Origin of the sequence: Lentzea sp. NBC_00516 (assembly GCF_036346835.1) — a bacterium.
Taxonomy (GTDB): Bacteria; Actinomycetota; Actinomycetes; order Mycobacteriales; family Pseudonocardiaceae; genus Lentzea; species Lentzea sokolovensis.
On record NZ_CP107840.1, the window covers coordinates 5820178 to 5835765 of the forward strand.

General features: G+C 68.9%; 11 protein-coding genes. 2 read left to right on the forward strand and 9 right to left on the reverse strand.

What is annotated here, in order from left to right:
* Position 1: 1 nt before the first annotated feature.
* Positions 2 to 331 (forward strand): hypothetical protein, encoded by a 330-nt coding sequence (locus tag OG205_RS25930; RefSeq protein ID WP_330270666.1) that lies wholly within the window; start codon positions 2 to 4, stop codon positions 329 to 331.
* Here the strand turns inward: OG205_RS25930 and surE are convergent.
* From surE to OG205_RS25945, 3 genes are read right to left on the reverse strand one after another with little or no spacing between them, the layout of a single operon-like run.
* A complete protein-coding gene (surE, locus tag OG205_RS25935; RefSeq protein ID WP_330270667.1) occupies positions 294 to 1049 on the reverse strand; it encodes a 5'/3'-nucleotidase SurE in 756 nt (251 codons plus the stop codon). The genes OG205_RS25930 and surE overlap by 38 nt on opposite strands.
* 4 nt (positions 1050 to 1053) lie before the next feature.
* On the reverse strand, positions 1054 to 1959 hold the full coding sequence (locus OG205_RS25940) for a 1-phosphofructokinase family hexose kinase (RefSeq protein ID WP_330270668.1): 906 nt from the start codon (positions 1957 to 1959) through the stop codon (positions 1054 to 1056).
* 58 nt (positions 1960 to 2017) lie between these two features.
* Positions 2018 to 3745, reverse strand: a complete 1728-nt coding sequence (locus OG205_RS25945; protein WP_442916588.1) for a family 20 glycosylhydrolase — start codon at positions 3743 to 3745, stop codon at positions 2018 to 2020.
* A 114-nt stretch (positions 3746 to 3859) separates the two neighbouring features.
* Here OG205_RS25945 and OG205_RS25950 point away from each other — a divergent pair, with 114 nt between their 5' ends.
* Positions 3860 to 5422, forward strand: a complete 1563-nt coding sequence (locus OG205_RS25950; RefSeq protein WP_330270669.1) for a DUF6461 domain-containing protein — start codon at positions 3860 to 3862, stop codon at positions 5420 to 5422.
* Here OG205_RS25950 and OG205_RS25955 read toward each other — a convergent pair.
* From OG205_RS25955 to OG205_RS25980, 6 genes are all read right to left on the reverse strand, one after another.
* The gene (locus OG205_RS25955) at positions 5403 to 6491 is read right to left on the reverse strand and encodes an FAD-dependent monooxygenase (protein ID WP_330270670.1); all 1089 of its coding nucleotides are present in this window, start codon (positions 6489 to 6491) and stop codon (positions 5403 to 5405) included. The genes OG205_RS25950 and OG205_RS25955 overlap by 20 nt on opposite strands.
* Before the next feature lie 90 nt (positions 6492 to 6581).
* Positions 6582 to 8735: a terpene synthase family protein gene (locus OG205_RS25960; RefSeq protein ID WP_330270671.1), complete on the reverse strand. Its 2154-nt coding sequence runs from the start codon at positions 8733 to 8735 to the stop codon at positions 6582 to 6584.
* A 144-nt stretch (positions 8736 to 8879) separates the two neighbouring features.
* Positions 8880 to 9494: a Uma2 family endonuclease gene (locus tag OG205_RS25965; protein WP_330270672.1), complete on the reverse strand. Its 615-nt coding sequence runs from the start codon at positions 9492 to 9494 to the stop codon at positions 8880 to 8882.
* A gap of 294 nt (positions 9495 to 9788) precedes the next feature.
* On the reverse strand, positions 9789 to 11831 hold the full coding sequence (locus OG205_RS25970; RefSeq protein ID WP_330270673.1) for a tetratricopeptide repeat protein: 2043 nt from the start codon (positions 11829 to 11831) through the stop codon (positions 9789 to 9791).
* 210 nt (positions 11832 to 12041) lie between these two features.
* The gene (locus tag OG205_RS25975) at positions 12042 to 14975 is read right to left on the reverse strand and encodes an AfsR/SARP family transcriptional regulator (RefSeq protein ID WP_330270674.1); all 2934 of its coding nucleotides are present in this window, start codon (positions 14973 to 14975) and stop codon (positions 12042 to 12044) included.
* On the reverse strand, positions 14966 to 15553 hold the full coding sequence (locus tag OG205_RS25980; RefSeq protein ID WP_330270675.1) for a nitroreductase family protein: 588 nt from the start codon (positions 15551 to 15553) through the stop codon (positions 14966 to 14968). The genes OG205_RS25975 and OG205_RS25980 overlap by 10 nt, the downstream gene beginning before the upstream one ends.
* Positions 15554 to 15588: the final 35 nt, after the last annotated feature.

Sequence of the window (15588 nt, forward strand, 5' to 3'; positions counted from 1 at the left end):
TATGGCCTTGTTGAACGATCAGTTCGAGTTCACGAGGCCGCAGGCGCTCACTCTCACGGCGGGCTTGCTGCAGCTCGCGTTCGGATGGTTCGACGTGTTCGGATTGGACCCGAACTACCACGTGGTCCAGATCGGGGTCGGGGCGCTGGGCGTCGCGATGGCGTGGCGGCACGACCTCGCGCGGATGTACGGGATTCTCCTGCTGTTGTCGTTCGGGATGCTGGCTTTCTCGCTCAACGACCTGACGACCGAAAGTTTTCTCGAGGTGCGGACGGCCCTGATCGGGCTGGTGATCACGCTGGCCAGGCCGGCAAAGCACGCTCAGAACTGACGTCGCGGTCCACCGAGCGCAACGCCGTCACCGTTGCGAAACCCTCTGCCAGCAGAGCAGCGTCCGTGCCCGGCACGAGCGACTCCTCCGAGTACACGTTGACGAGCTCGACCTGACCGTCGTCCAGCTCGTCCACCCGGCTCTGCACGGTGCCGAACCGCGCCAGCTCTGCCCAGCGAAGTCCTCGCACGTCAGCGATGTTCGGCACGTTCAACGACAGCACCGAGGCCGCGGGCATCTCCAGCAGCACCGGCAGCACGACGCGCACCACCTCGCCCGCCTTGTCCCACAACGGTTCAGGCTCGTCCAACCCCACGTCGAGCGACACCGCCATCGCCGTGACGTCGTTCAGGTGCGCGGTCAGCGCCGCGCCGACGGTGCCGGAGTGCAGGACCGCGCGGCCGACGTTCGCGCCGAGGTTGATCCCGGACAGCACCACGTCGGGCTTGCCACCGAAGCCGCCGCGGCACGCGATCAGCGAGATCAGGCCCGGATGCGCCGCGACCGCGTACGCCTCCACGTCGAGGCCCGGCAGCGAACGACGCTCGCTGACCACCTTCCCGTCGTCCCCGACCGCCGCGACCGAGGCGCTCGTGCCGCTGGCCTGGGTGGCCGGTGCGGCCACCACCACCTCGAGGCCGCGGTCGAGCGCGGCCAGAGCCAGTGCCGCGAGGCCGGGCGAGTCGATTCCGTCGTCGTTCGTGATCAGCGCGCGCATCCGCTCATTCCTCGATCGGCTCCAGTTCCACGCGTTTGCTCAGCTCGCGCACGGCATCTCCCCCTCCGCTGCCGAGGCCGTGCCGCGTCACGTTCACCGCGCCGGCGGCCGCTCCGAGCTTCACCGCGTCCGTCAACGACATACCCAGTGCGAGGCCGGCTGAAATCCCCGCGGTCATGGAGTCACCGGCGCCACGCGTGTCGACGGGTTCCAGCCGAGGCATCCGCACGAGGTAGAGCTGGTCTTCCAGCAGAGCCAACGCTGGTTCGTCGGCGCGTGACACCACCACGCCGTGCACGCACGAAGAAGCGATCTCGCGGGCCTTCTTGATGAGCTTGGGCAGCTCTTCCTCGCCCAGTTCCTCGTGCGACACCTTGACGACGTGCGGGCCGCCGCGCACGGCTTCGGCGAGCCGCTCGCCCGCCAGGTCGACGATCACGCGACAGCCGTTGCCGGTCAGGTCGGAGGTGAGGCGGAAGTACGTGTCGTGGGGCAGCACTCGGTCGTCGGACGGCCCGCTCAGCACGGCTGTGCCCGCACGGATGCCTTCCACCAGTGCCGACTCGTACACGTCGTCGAGCTCGTGCCGGGACAACGCGTCCGGGAGCATCTCGACCATCTCGTCGCGGCTTCCGTCGCGACGATCGTGCACGTAGGCGCCGTTGCGTGCGGCGACTTCGCGTGCTTGCAGTTCGACGTGCTCGCCTTCCAGCAAGGTGCGCAGCACACGGCCTGTCTCGCCGCCGAACGTCGCGCAGACGACTGCTTCGACGCCGAGGGCGGCGATCATTCTGGACTGCCAGAAACCCTGGCCACCGGCGTGCAGGTGCACATCCGGTTCGCCGTCGAGGTCCTCGACGGTGACGGTCAGTTGAGGGGACGGGGCGAATACGGCAACTCGGGCATTCACGACAACCTGATACCCGGTGCGGGCGAGTACTACTCGTCCGCACCGGAGCAATCAGCGATCAGCAGACGCCTGCGTCGCGCCAGACTCCCCACTGGCCGGTGGTGCCTGGCTCCTCACCTCGCGTCCACCACTGGGCGTTCCACTTGTGGCCGTTGTGCGAGACCACGTTGCCGCCGGTGTAGACCTTGTCGCGTTCCCACGCCGGCTGCGCGCAGGGGCCGGGTCCGGGGCCGCCGGTGTCCCACGGCACCTGGGTAGACCGGTAGAAGTTGATGCCCATGGTCGTCCAGCGCGGGCCCTGGTTGCCCAGGCGCACCTTGAACTGGTCCCAGTTGTGCGTCGACCACGGCGACCAGGCCAGTTCGGCGATCGCGCCGAGCCTCGGGAACGCCATGAACTCGATGTCCTGCCCGGTCACCAGCGTCTCGCTCCACAGTGGAGCCTCGACGCCGCGGACCGCGGACTCCGGCACACCGCTCAGGTGCGTTCCGGGGTTCCAGTCGTACGCCGTCTGGACCTCGATCAGACCGGCCCACGACAGGCCCAAAGGCGTGCTGGAGTTGTACTTCATGTCCAGGTACGCCTTGTTCGCGGGCGACATGATGACCTTGTGGCCGCGTGCCACCGCTGCCTGCACCACGGCGTTGGACGTCGAGGTGCCCCAGTACTGCGGGATGGCGGTGGTGTCGGTCGTGGTCTTCACGAACTCGTGCCAGCCGAGCGCGGTCTTGCCGTACTTCTTCACGATCGGCAGGGTGCGGTTCATGAACGTCTGGTAGTCGGCGTCCGGCGTCGAGTGCGCCTCGTCGCCGCCGATGTGGAAGTACGGGCCGGGCGTGAGCGCCGCGATCTCGCGGATCACGTCGTCGACGAACTGGTAGGTGAGCTCCTTGCCGACGCACAGCGAGGAGTAGCCGACCTCGATGTCCGTGCGCAGCGGCGGAGCCTGGCCGTTGCAGTTGAGCTCCGCGTACGAGGCCAGTGCCGCGTTGGTGTGGCCCGGCAGGTCGATCTCGGGGATCACCGTGATCTTGCGCGAGGCCGCGTACTGCACGATCTCGCTGTACTGCGCCTTGGTGTAGTAACCGCCGGGGCCGCCGCCGACCTGCGTGCTGCCGCCGTACGTGGCCAGACGCGGCCAGCTGTCGATCACGATCCGCCAGCCCTGGTCGTCGCTCAGGTGCAGGTGGAAGTAATTGATCTTGTACAGCGCGAGCTGGTCGATGTAGCGCTTGACCGTGGAGACCGGGTGGAAGTGGCGGGCCACGTCGAGCATCGCGCCGCGGTAGGAGAACCGCGGGTAGTCGACGATCAGCGTGCCCGGCACGGTCCACGGACCGGACTGCGCGGTCGTGCTCTCCACCTTGGCGGGCAGCAGCTGCCGCAGCGTCTGCACGCCCGTGAACAGGCCCTCGGACGTGTTGGCGCGCAACACGATGCTGTTCGCGGCGACGTCGAGCTGGTAGCCCTGCTCCCCGACCGTACCGGGTGCGCCCGAGAGCAACAGCGAGATTCCGTCCGCCGGCGTTCCTGTCGCGTCGGACACCGGCAACGCGTAACCGGTGGAGGGCCGCAGGACTCCGGCGAGGAAGGTGCCGACGTCGCGTGCGGCCGGAGCCGTGTAGATCTTCGTGGCGGCCGTCAGGGTGTGCGTGACACCGCTTCTGGCCTGCACCGACACCGGGACCGGCACCAGGCTCTGCAGTGGTTCCGCGGCTTGCGACTGCGCGCTGACGGACAACGCTGCCGTGACAGCGATGACCGCGGCGAGAACGCGAGTTCTCACGACTCCTCCTCACGAGTCGGGGGCGGCGACCCTGCCTTCAGCCTGCTCAGACATCCCTTTTGTCGTCAATGGTCTGAGCCAATTCTTTGCTCGAGACATGCCAGAATCACGGGCATGGGGGACTTCAGAAGGCTGATCGACGACGTGGTGCCGGCGATCGAGGCGCTCATCCCGAACGAGCCGGCGGCACTGCTGGGCCGCCACACCGAGCGCAGGAGGCAGGACCACTTCGCGGTCGGTTCCGTGGTGCAGCAGGCGTTGCACGCGTTCCCCTCACTGCCGGCGGAACGGCTGCTCGGCGCGCTGGAACTGGGCGTCGCCCGGCTGGACCTGACCGCGCCCGCCGACCTCGTCGCGCGACTGCGGCCGTTGCCGGACGGCAGCAGCTTCGGACTGATGTCGATGAGCGGTCAGAGCGCGCTGGCCACGCCGATGAGCATGGTGAACGCGGTGCACCAGGGCGCCACCGACCTGATCGTCGAGCAGGTGCGCGCGATGCTCCCGGACCTGAGCGAGGTCACGGGCGACGAGGCGTCCATCGCCGCGAAGCGCGGGGCCGCGCACCTGGCGGTGGCCGTGGCGGTGTCCAGGGCGATCCTCAACGCGCTCGGCACCCCGACCGCGGCCGATCCGGTGGCGGCCATCGGGATCGCGATCGGTGCGACCGCCGAGATCCTGCCGGACGTCCCCCTGCCTCCCGCCTACGAGAGGGCGTTGCTGGAGAAGCGGCGCCGGGAGTACCAGGGCATGTCCTGGAGCACGAGCGCACCGGTGTTCGACCACGAGTTCGTGCTGGTCGAGGAACTGGGCAAGGCCAAAGCGGACTTCACGGCGACGGGCCTGGCGGGCGCGATCGACACCGGGTTCGCGGTCCGCACGGGCATCGCGCAGGGTCAGGTCCCCGTCTCCGTGAGGGTCCTGCTGGACGAGCCGGGACCGCCGGAACTGGAGAGCTGGGACGAGGTCGCCGAGATCAGCTACGTCGCGGTGGAGGGTGACGCCAGGTTCGGCCACGGCGCCACCGCTCCGTGGCCGGGAGAGTTCCGGGTCCGCGTCTGCGCCGGCGGCCGTGACGAGGACGACGAACGCTACGAGCTGACGATCTGGCCGCAGTCGATGTCGGATCCGTTGCTGCACAAGAAGACCGACCGAGTCGGGCACCTGCAGCGCGGCGAACCGGTGCCACCGCCGATCTCCCGTCCTGAAAAGCCGTACCGCTGGCTCAAGGAAGTGCTCGGTGAGGCGGCGACGGTCACGATCATCACGAACGCCGGAGTGGACGACGTCGTGGGCGAGTTCGAGGAGGACTCGATCGCCCTGGAGATCGACGGTGGCGTGCTCGTCGTGGAGGGCAACAACTGGCAGGGCTCTCGCGGCGAGGTGCTGGAACGCCTGTCCCGCAACGGGAGGGCCGCGAGCCACTACTGGAACGTCAACCGGCTCACCCGGCTGTCGTTCGCCCGCGCCGGCCAGGTGGTCGACGCCCAGGAGGTCATGGGCCACACCTCGTTCGACGACTCCGAGATCCAGGAAGCGTTGGAGGGCTTGAGCTTCGCCGACTACCGCCACCTCGACGCCAAGGGGATCACGGCGGTGGTGAGGTTCACCGGTGCCGTGATCCCCGAGGACGACGTCCGCGCGGCGATCCAGGAGAAGATCAGTAGCTGGGAAGGCTGAGGCTGTTGACGACGTCGGCGAACTCCTCCGTGGGCGCGCCGCCGTTCGCCTGATTCTTCAGCGCCATGTCCTGGTTGGCGACCACGTACGGCCGCAGGATCTCCTCGTAACGCTCGAAGGCGGTCGACGGGTCCTTGGCGAGCTCACCGGCGAGCACGTACGCGCCGACCAGCGCCATGCTGGTGCCCTGCCCGGACAACGGCGAACCGCAGTAGCCGGCGTCGCCGAGCAGCACGACGTTCCCGCGGGACCACGAGTCCATCCGGATCTGGCTCATCGAGTCGAAGTGGAAGTCCGGCGCCTCCCACATGTGCTTGAGCGCGGTCTGCCACGCCCAGCCCGCGTCGGCGAACTTCTCGGCGATCAGGGCGCGCTGGGCGTCGACGTCGCGGTGGTCGAAGTCGGTCACGCCGTTGAAACCCATGTACACACGGCATTCCGCGTTCGAGCGGGCGCTCATGATGCCGCCGCCGACGACCTCGCCCTGCTGGAACGTCTGCCAGTGGTCGAGGCCGAGGAAGTTCGGCGCGGTGAAGACGGCGAGGTTCGTGCCGAGGTGCGTGATGAAGTCCTGCTCGGGGCCGAACGCGAGCCTGCGGACGTTGGAGTGCAGGCCGTCCGCGCCGGCGATGACGTCGAAGTCGCGCGGTGCCGCCTTCTCGAACGTGACGCGGGTGCCGTCGATCGAGGTGATCGTGTCGTCGAACAGGTACTCGACGCCGTCCGCCGCGTCGAAGAGCATCCGGGCGAGGTCGTCGCGCAGCAGTTCTACGTCAGGGCTCGACAGGTCACCGCCGCTCAGGGTGTGCGTGGTGGAGCGGTAGAGCTCGTTGCCGTCGGCGTCGACCACGTTCATGCCGCGCATGTTGGTGCTGAACGACCTGAGCTGGTCGCCGAGGCCCATGCGCTCGATGACCTCCAGGGCCGGGCCGCGCACGTCGATGGCCTGGCCGCCGGGCCGCATGCCGCGCGCCCGCTCCACCACGGTGACGCTGAAGCCGTTGCGGCGCAGCCAGTAGGCGAGCGCGGGTCCGCCGATGCTGGCGCCGGAGATCAGGACGTTCTTCATGGTGTTTCCCCCTGTGAGTCGGTGTTGCTCACAAGGTGACGGCAGGCGCTGACCGTCCACTGACCATCGGCGGTCAGCGCCTGACAGCGGCTACCGGGTGAGGAGCCGGGCGGCCGACGTGCCGAGGCCCGACGGGCCCTGGCTGAACGCTCCCGAGTTCACCGGGGTCCGGATCTCGTCCTCGCCGTACCGGCTGGTCTCCTCGTGCCAGTTGATGATCGCGACGATCCAGTCCTTCAGCTCGTCGGCGTACCGGGTGAGCGACGCCCGCGTGGCCGAGTCCAGTGAGAGGTCCTCGAACATCTTCGGCAGGTGCGTGTCGACCGACGCGATGAACTGCCCCAGGCGGGCGTCCATCAACGCGTAGGTCAGTTCGAAAGCGCGGGACTGCGAAACGCCGAGGAAGGTCTCGACCACCTTCACCATGTTGTGCACTTCGCCCTCGTACTGAATCTCCTTCAAGTACGAGAAGACGTCGTTGAGCATGCAGCAGTAATCCATGGCCGACCGCTCCATGGTCTGGATGACCCTGGTTCCCCAGATCTCCGGCGGCACCGTCGTCGAATGCGAAAAACGCGACAGCGACGTCGTCAGCTCGGAACCGAACGTCGACCGCCGCATCTCCAGGTAGTCGACCGGGTCCGGCACGCGGTTCTGCTGGATGTTGACGACTTCCCACACCCACGCGTCGATCATGTCGTCCACGGTCTGCCGGAACGTCGTGCGGAACTCGCCGGACATGGGACCGGCGGTCTTCTGCCACAGGTCGGCCAGGGCGCGTTCCATCGCGTTGGCCGGTGCCACGGTCAGCACCATGTCGAGCGGCATGCACTGCTTGAGCCGCGCGGTCTGGATCTTCAACCCGGCCAGGTCCCGCAGCCGCCCGAACACCCACGGGTAGACGTCGTCGGCATAGGTGCCCCAGGTCAGCCAGGCCGCCGAGAGGAACAGCTCCTCCGGCGTCGCGTCCGGATCGAGCCCAGAAGAGCACAGCGCGAGGTCGAAGCCCCGGTGCTTGGCCTCGTCCCAGATGCCCTCGTCGTGGATGCCCATCTCCCGGCCCCACGTGATGACCTCCTCGCGCGCCTGGTCGAGGTGCGGCGACAGGGTCAGCGTGAAGGGGGGCCTGAACTCCGGCAGCGTGTACGGCTCGACGACCTTCGGCGTGCTGCTGAACTGCTTGAGCCGCTGCGGCATGGTCTTGGCGTACGAGCCGAGGACGTTCGTGGCGGAGAGGCCCGTCCTGGCCCCCTTGTTCATGTACCGCGACGACCGCATGTGCCACTCGTGGCCGCCCGCCTGCCAGTCCTGCAGGCCCTTCACGTAGCCCAGGACGGCCGCGCGGCCGATCGGGTCGATGGCGTGCTCGTCCAGCAGGATCGGCACCTCCGTGAGGGCCGTGTGCTCGAACTGGTGCAGCCGGGACGTCAGCAGGTCGTTGACGGCCTCCGCGGCCTCCTGGGTGGGCACGTCGAGGAACTTCTCGAACACCAGCACGCCGTTGGACAGTTCGCCCTCGTCGAGCACCTCGCGCTCGTAGGAGAACAGGTCGTTGCGCAGGTGCACGGCGTCGCTGAACGTGTCCCGCAGGACCCCGATGGGCCTGGACAGGGCGATCGAGGCCGGCACTTCGAGGCCGACCGCGTGCTCGACGAGGTTCGCGCTCCACGGCGCCCCGCCGACCTTGCGGCGCATCTCGATGTACTCGATGGGGTTGCTGAGCCGCTGCGCGCTGATGTTGAGCAGCTCCCACATCGACTCGTCGAGCAGGTGCTTGGTGTTGTCGGCGAACCGCTCGCGCCAGTCCAGCGAGTGCTTGCCGACCGTGCGGCGCCAGAGGTCCGCGAGGCCCTTCTCGACCGGGTTCTCCGGCGTCGCCGTGATCACGCCGTTGACCGGCATGAACAGCGGCAGTCGGTCGAGGTAGGCCTGCGCGCCCTTGATGTCCGGGTCGCGCTTGTAGAGCTCGACGAAGTGGTCGTCGAAGTAGAAGACCCAGACGTACCAGTCGGTGACGAGGTCGAGCGTCTCACCGTCGCAGTCGGGGTGGGTGTACGCGCAGAGCAACGCGTAGTCGTGCGACTCGAGGTCGTCGTCGGTCCAGATCACCGTCCCGTGCTGCGGCACGTCGATCATGTCCATCTCGTGCGCCCAGGCCCGTGTGTGGACGCGGGCGCGTTCGAGGTTCGGATTCAGCCTGGCCGGATAGGGCGTGTAGAACTCCGGCAGCTGGAACGGCTGCATGTGGTGTGAACCTCCGCGCGGTGGACGTGTCGCGATGCACGCAACCAGCCCGACGCGCGGGGACGCCAGATGGTGAAACGTTGATCCACACGTTCGTAGATCGCTGTCGCCCGTTCAGCCCAGTCCGTTCCGACCGGCGACCACTCAGCGCACCAGTGACTGGGCGCTGAGTTTCACCGCGAACGGGAATTGCAGCTCGATGATCTCTTCGCCGTCGGACCGCGCCTGTTCGACGTAGACGCCGTTCTCCAGGTGCAGGCATCGCAGCCACGGACTGTCGTAGTCGATCATCCAGTAGTTCTCGCAGCCGACTTCCTGGAACTTCGCCCGCTTGAGTTCGAGATCCACGTGCCGTGTGCGCGGCGAAAGGACCTCGACCGCCAGCACGGGCGGCCCGATGAGCGCCTGTTTCGAGAACTGCTCACGCCGGCCCACCACCAGGTCGGGAATGAAGACCGTGTCGTCGGCGAGCACGACGTCGACCGGAGCGGGAAGGACCTCCAGCTCCGGTGGGCAGACAGCGGTCAGCGCCACCAGCAGCCGGGCGACCACCCGCTGGTGCACGGGGCGCGGTGAGGGGCTCATGACGAGCACCCCGTCGACGAGTTCGAAACGGTGCCCGTCATCAGGCATCGCCTCCAGATCCGCCCACGTCAGCGGTCTGCCGTGGGGAAACGTCGGGACACCACCCATGGTGCGTTCCACCCCCGCGTCGAGGCCACTGTCCGCCGGACGGATCCCGGCGATGCCATTAGACAAGACTGGTCCGTTTCTCACGACTCGCAAGCCCCTTTTGGCCGACCCCGCACCACTGCACGCACACGTCTCCGTCAACACCGTCCCGCAGGGTGAGCAGCGACTGGTCCTGCCGTGGAAGGCACCACCCGGACGGAGCAGCATCATGGTTGCAAACGAACAAGTGACTAATTTTTGATCAATTTTCGGGCGATTTTTGATAACGTCGCCCGCCCTGCCAATTGCCCGCGAATGCGACCCTAACGGAATCTTACGGGGGAGCCAAGCACTCGGTTGGAGCAATACCTCACACCAGCCTTACGGTCGAAAGATCAAATCACCCAGCGCGGGTTTCAGGCCGAATTCCGAGTAAACCGCGCGGGCCGCCGCTTCCAGCTCGGCGGCGACTTGAACCTCACCGCGCGCCCGGTGCACGCGAGACAGTTCGAGGCGCGCCCGCGCCGCTCCCACGACGTCGAAGTTCGCCTCGCAGAGGAGCGCCGCCTCGTGCAGCGAGGCGCGGGCCTGGTCGAGCCGGCAGCGCACGAACTCGTTGCGCCCCAACGCGTACAGCACGAAGCTCTCGCCACGACGGTCCCGTGCGGTGCGGGCCAGGTCGAGCGCGGTGGTCAGCACGCCGAACGCCTCGTCGTGCCGTCCGTCCACGGCCAGCAGCTTGCCCAGGCGGTAGTTGATCTGCGCCAGCACCCGTGCGGGGCCGGTTCCGTCGCACGCGGCCAGCGCGGCGCTCAGGCGTTCCCTGGCACCGGCGGTGTCGCCGTCGTACAGGTCGATCTGGGCGAGGTGCTGGAGCACCGACGCCTGGCCGACCGGGTCGGTGAACCGCTCGTACACCGCGAGCGCGCGCTGGTACCACCGGCGGGCGTCGGCGAACTCGCCGGACGAACGGGCGACGATGCCGAGGTTGCGGTAGACCGGTCCGAGGCCCGCGAGGTCGTCGTGATCTTCGAAGAAGTCCTTGGCCCGCAAAGTCATCTCGTGCGCCAGGTCGTAGCGGCTCTGGCTGATGTGCAACGACGCGAGCGAGCAGTGCAGCACGGCCGCGCCACGCCGGTTGCCCGCCTTCTCGCACGCCGCCAGTGCGATGTCGTGCGTGTGCTGCCAGCCTTCGAAGCCGGTGCGCGTTTCGAACAACGTCACCATCCGGCGCGCCAGCTCCCAGGCCTGCTCGTCCAGACCGGCCCCCGCGGCCAGTTCGACCGCGTCGCACAGGCTCTCGTGCTCGGACTCCAGCCACTCCTGCGGATCGGTTCGCAGCAGCCGGTCCGGCCGCACCACCTCGCGTGCCGAACACCCGCGCACGACCGAGAAGTCGCCGCCGTACACCGCTGCGTGGGCCTGGTCCAGCAGGTACAGCCAGCCGCCGAGCACGCGGCGCAGGGCCTCACCGGCGTCGGACTGCCCCGCCGCGAACTCCCGCACCAGTTCGGGCACCGCGTAGCCGTCCGCGCAGGCCGAGACGAGGTGCGCCGACACCAGTTCGTCCACAGCGGACTGTCCGCGCACGTCCCCGAACGCCACCACCGGCGCCCAGGACGGCAACCGCCGCGCGCCCACGCCCGCGAGCAGGCCCAGCAACCGGCGGGCGTGCGGGCTCAGGTCCCCCGCCGTCTCCTCCAGCCCCGCCCGGACCGACAAACCGCCGTGCGACAGGGTCTCCAGCCGGCCGCGCGGGTCGCGAAGGCGGTCGGCCAGCAACGCCAGCGGCCAGTGCGGGCGGGCCGCGAGCACGGCCCCGGCGATCCGCACCGTCAGCGGCGAACAGTCCGAGGCGGCCACCAGCGCCTCCGCCGGCGCGCTCTCGGCGGCCAGCCGGTCGAGGCCGATCTGGTTGCCCAGCAACGTCATCGCCTGCGCGGGTTCCAGCGGACCGACCTCGACGACGTGGGGCAACTTCAACATGTGCCGGGAAGTCACGAGCACCGCGCATCCAGGTGCGTGCGGCAGCAACGGCTTCACCTGGTCGACGCACGTGACGTCGTCCAGCACCAGGAGAAGAGACTGGCGCACGACAGCGTCTCGATAGGCGCTCAGCCGGGCGGCGAAATCTCCGGGAGCGGGCAGCCCGAACGCGGTGAGGAACCGGCCGAGCACCTCGTGCGGGGTCGTGCCGCGCAGCCGCACGAACAGCTGACCGTCCGGGAAATGGCCGTTCGCGACCCGGTGCGCGGCCTGCACGGCGAGCGTCGTCTTGCCGGTGCCGACCGGACCGGTCAGCAGCACCACCTGCGGAAACGGGATGATCCGGTCGACGACGGACTGCAGCAGCTCCTCCCGCCCAACGAAGTCGGCGACGGCGGCGGGAAGCTGGTGCGGGCGGGGGAACAGCGCGGTCTGCACATCGCTCCCTTCCACCGGAGACCTGTCAGGGCAATTCAGTTTCACACAGAATTCCCGCGGCTTCACGGCCCGTGTGACCGCGGTGGGGACGAGGTGGGGACGGGCTTCACGACCCTCGGTGGCAACACCACCGAGGGGAGCCGGGGATGCGCAGGACCAGGGACAAGGTGCAGCAGTGGGTGGCGTTCGCCGTGCTGGCGGCGGCCGTGATCACGCTGGTGACACTGGGGCTGACGCTGTAGCGAGTGCCTGCCTGGCGCGATCGGTGGTCCGCCGCTGGCACAGGCGTTCGGCGGCCTGCACCGCCTCCTCGCCGCAGCGGACAGCGGCGGCGGTGTCCCCGAGCACGTGGTGCAGGCCGGACAGCTGGATGAGCAGACGTGCCTCGCCCCAGCCTCGCTTGTTGTGGCGGATCAGCTCGAGGCACCGCTGGGCGTAGCGCACCGCCGCGCCCAGCCGTCCGTTCAGCTCCGCGTGCAGCGCCAGCGAGATCAGGATCGCGATCCCGCCCTGGTGGTCCCTGACCTTCGCCATGGCCGAGAGGACGGCCTCGTCATCGGGCTGCCTCATCGACTCGCGGGTCTGCCGGAGCATCACGCGCATCATCTCGCGGGCCTGGTCGAGTCTGTCCATGGCGTACAGCAGGTAGCCGAAGTCGGCCATGGCCATCGCCCCGCCACGCCAGTCGCCCGACTCCCGGTACGCCGCGAGGGTCCGTTCGACGAACGTGACGGCCTCCTCGTCCCTGAACTCGTTGTAGTGGACGTAGCCGATGTCGTGCAGGATCATCGCGCACGACCGCACGTCGCCGTGCTTCGTCAGCAACTCCAGCGATTTCTCCAGGTAGGCCAGAGCCTGGTCGTTCTCACCCCGGTCTGCATGCACGATGCCGATGTTGTGCAACGCGTTCGCCTCGCCCGTTCTCGCGCCGATGTGACGCATCAGGGTGAGACCGCGTTGGAAGTACTCCATCGCCTTGTCCGACTCGCGGCGCTCCCGCGCGATGATGCCGAGAACACCCAGCGTCGAGGCCTCGCCGCGCAGGTCCTTGATCTGCCGCATCAGGTCGAGCGCCTGGTGCAGGTGTTCCACCGCACGCGGGTCGCTGTCCTCCACGTACGCCGAGCCCAGTCCTCGCAGCGCTTCCGCGCGGGCCTTCAGGTCACCGAGCTGGTGAGCAGCCGCCAGGGCGAGGCTTTGCAACTCCACCCGTTCGCGGCCGTAGCCTCGCATCAGCAGGAAGTACGCGATGAGGTGCGGTATCTGCCACGCGTGCCGGTAGTGCCCTTGGTAGGCCGCGAGGTACACGGCCGCCTTCAGGTTGAGCCGCTCCTTCTCCAGCCACGCCACCGCATCGGCGTGCGTCGCGAACCGCAGCGGGCCGGCCGGCTCGTACCGGACGGCGGTGTCGATGCGCGGCCGGCCGGGGTTCAGCACGTTCGCGGCCTCAGCCGCGTTGCGCAGGTAGTGGTCGAGCAGGCGGGTGGTGGCCTCGTCCCTCTCGTCCTCCTCGACGCTGGCCTTCGCGTGGTCCGCCAGCAGGTCGTGGAACCGGTAGCGGCCGTTCTCCTTCTGCTGCACCAGATGTGCGTCCAGGAGCTCTTCCAGCAGCCGTTCGGCCTCGGCGCGCGTCGCGCCGACGACCGCCGCGGCCAGGTAGGCGTCGAAGTCCTCGCCCGTGTGCAGGCCCAGCCGGCGGAACAGGCGTTGTTGCTCGGACGTGAGTTGCTGGTAGGACAGGGCGAACGCGCCCGCGACACTGTGTTCGCCCGCGATCAGCTCACTCAATCTTTGCCCGGTGAGGCGGCGGGTCAGGTCCTGCGCGGACCACGCCGGTCTGGTGCGCCAGCGGGCGCCGACGATCCGGACGGCCAGCGGCAGGTAGCCGCAGAGCCGGACGATCTCGCGTGCGGAGTCCAGGTCCTGGTCGAGCTTCGCACGGCCGATGATGCTCGCGAGCAGGTTCAGTGAGTCCTCTTCGGACAGCACGTCCAGCGAGATCGTGTGCGCGGCGTCCAGGTCGACGAGCCGGCGCCTGCTGGTGACCAGCACCAGGCCGGTGCCGGGCAGCAGCGGGCGGACCTGGGCGGCGCTGCCCGCGTTGTCGAGCACCACGAGTGCCTTGCGGTGCGCCATCTCCGCCCGCCACCGGGCAGCGCGGGCGTCCAGGCCGTCCGGGATGTCCTGCGCGGGCACGCCGAGTGCGGTCAGCAACGCCAGCAGCGCGTCGGACGGGGTGCGCGGCTCGACGCCCGCGGTGTAGGAGTGCAGGTCGACGAAGAGCTGCGCGTCCGGGAAACGGGCGGACAGCCGGTGCGCGGCGCGGACCGCGATCGTGGTCTTGCCGATGCCGGCCATGCCGTCGATCGCGGTGATCGCGACGCAGCCGGACGGCACGGCGGCGAGGATCTCGTCCAGGTCGGAGGCGCGGCCCGCGAAGTCGGCGATGTCGCCGGGCAGGTCGTTGCGGGAGCGCGGGCGGTTGTCCGCCGTGAGCACCTGCTGGTGGGCCTTCTGCAGGTCCTTGCCGGGGTCGAGACCCAGCTCCGCGGCGAGTCTGCCGCGGATGTCGTCGTAGGCCTGCAACGCCTCGGTCTGCCGGTCGCAGCGGTGCAGCGCCACGATCAGCTGGGCCCACATCCGTTCCCTGGTCGGGTGTTGAAGAGTGAGCGAGCGCAGTTCGGGCACGAGTTGCTCATGTCCGCCGCCACGCAGGTCCTGCTCGATCCGCGCTTCCAGCGTCGCGAGGTACTTCTCCGTCAACGCGGGCACGTGGTCGCGTTCGAGCGCGTCGCTGCCGATGTCCGCGAACGGGCGCCCGCGCCAGAGCGCCAGCGCCTCGCGCGGCTCCAGCCGGTCGAACCGGTGGACGTCGACCTCGTCGGGCCGCACGTCCAGCAGGTATCCGCCCGGCTTGGTCAGCACCAGCCCCGGCAACACCTCGCGCAGCCGGCCGACGGTGGTCTGCAGAGCGTTGCGCGAGCCGCCGGCCAGCTCGACGAGTTCGTCCACTCCGACGACCTGACCGGGGCGCAGCAACAAGGCGGCGAGCACCATCCGCCGTTTGCCGGGCGGGATGTGGACGTGGTGCCCGTCGAGCACCACGTCCAGCGGCCCGAGCAGGCCGAACGATCTCACTTCCACTGACCCCAGTGCACGACCTCGTCGAACGCCTTGCGCTTGCGCCTGAGAGGCGAGGCACCCTCGGAGATGCCCTCCTCCGCCGAGTGCCCGATCGCGATGATGCCGATCGGCACGTACATGTCCGGCACGCCGAACGCCGCACGCAGCTCCGGCCACGTCTCCTTGTCCGTGCCGAAGAACACCGCGCCCAGGCCCTCGTCCACGGCCGTCTGCAGGATCAGCAGCGCGGCCATGCCGGTGTCGATGTCCCAGTAGGGCACGGGCCAGCGTTCCTCGGTGAGGCCGGCCGCGGCCTTGTCGGGCTGCGCGTACCGGTCGAGGTAGACCTGCTTGGCCGAGAACGGGATGACGACGACCGGTGCCGTCTTCGCGTCTTCTCCGCCCCACCACTCGAACATCTCGCTGAGCCGTTGCAGCTGCTCACCCTGCAGCACGAGAAAGCCCTGGCCCTGCGAGAACCCGGCGGACGGGCCGCGCACGGCGTTGCGCATGATCCGCTGCAAGCTCTCGTCGCTGACCGGCTCCCCGGTGAACTTGCGCACCATCCGCCTGCGCCGGACGACGTCCTGGAACTCCACCCCGTACCTCCCCAGATAGGTCTCCCGACCGTAGC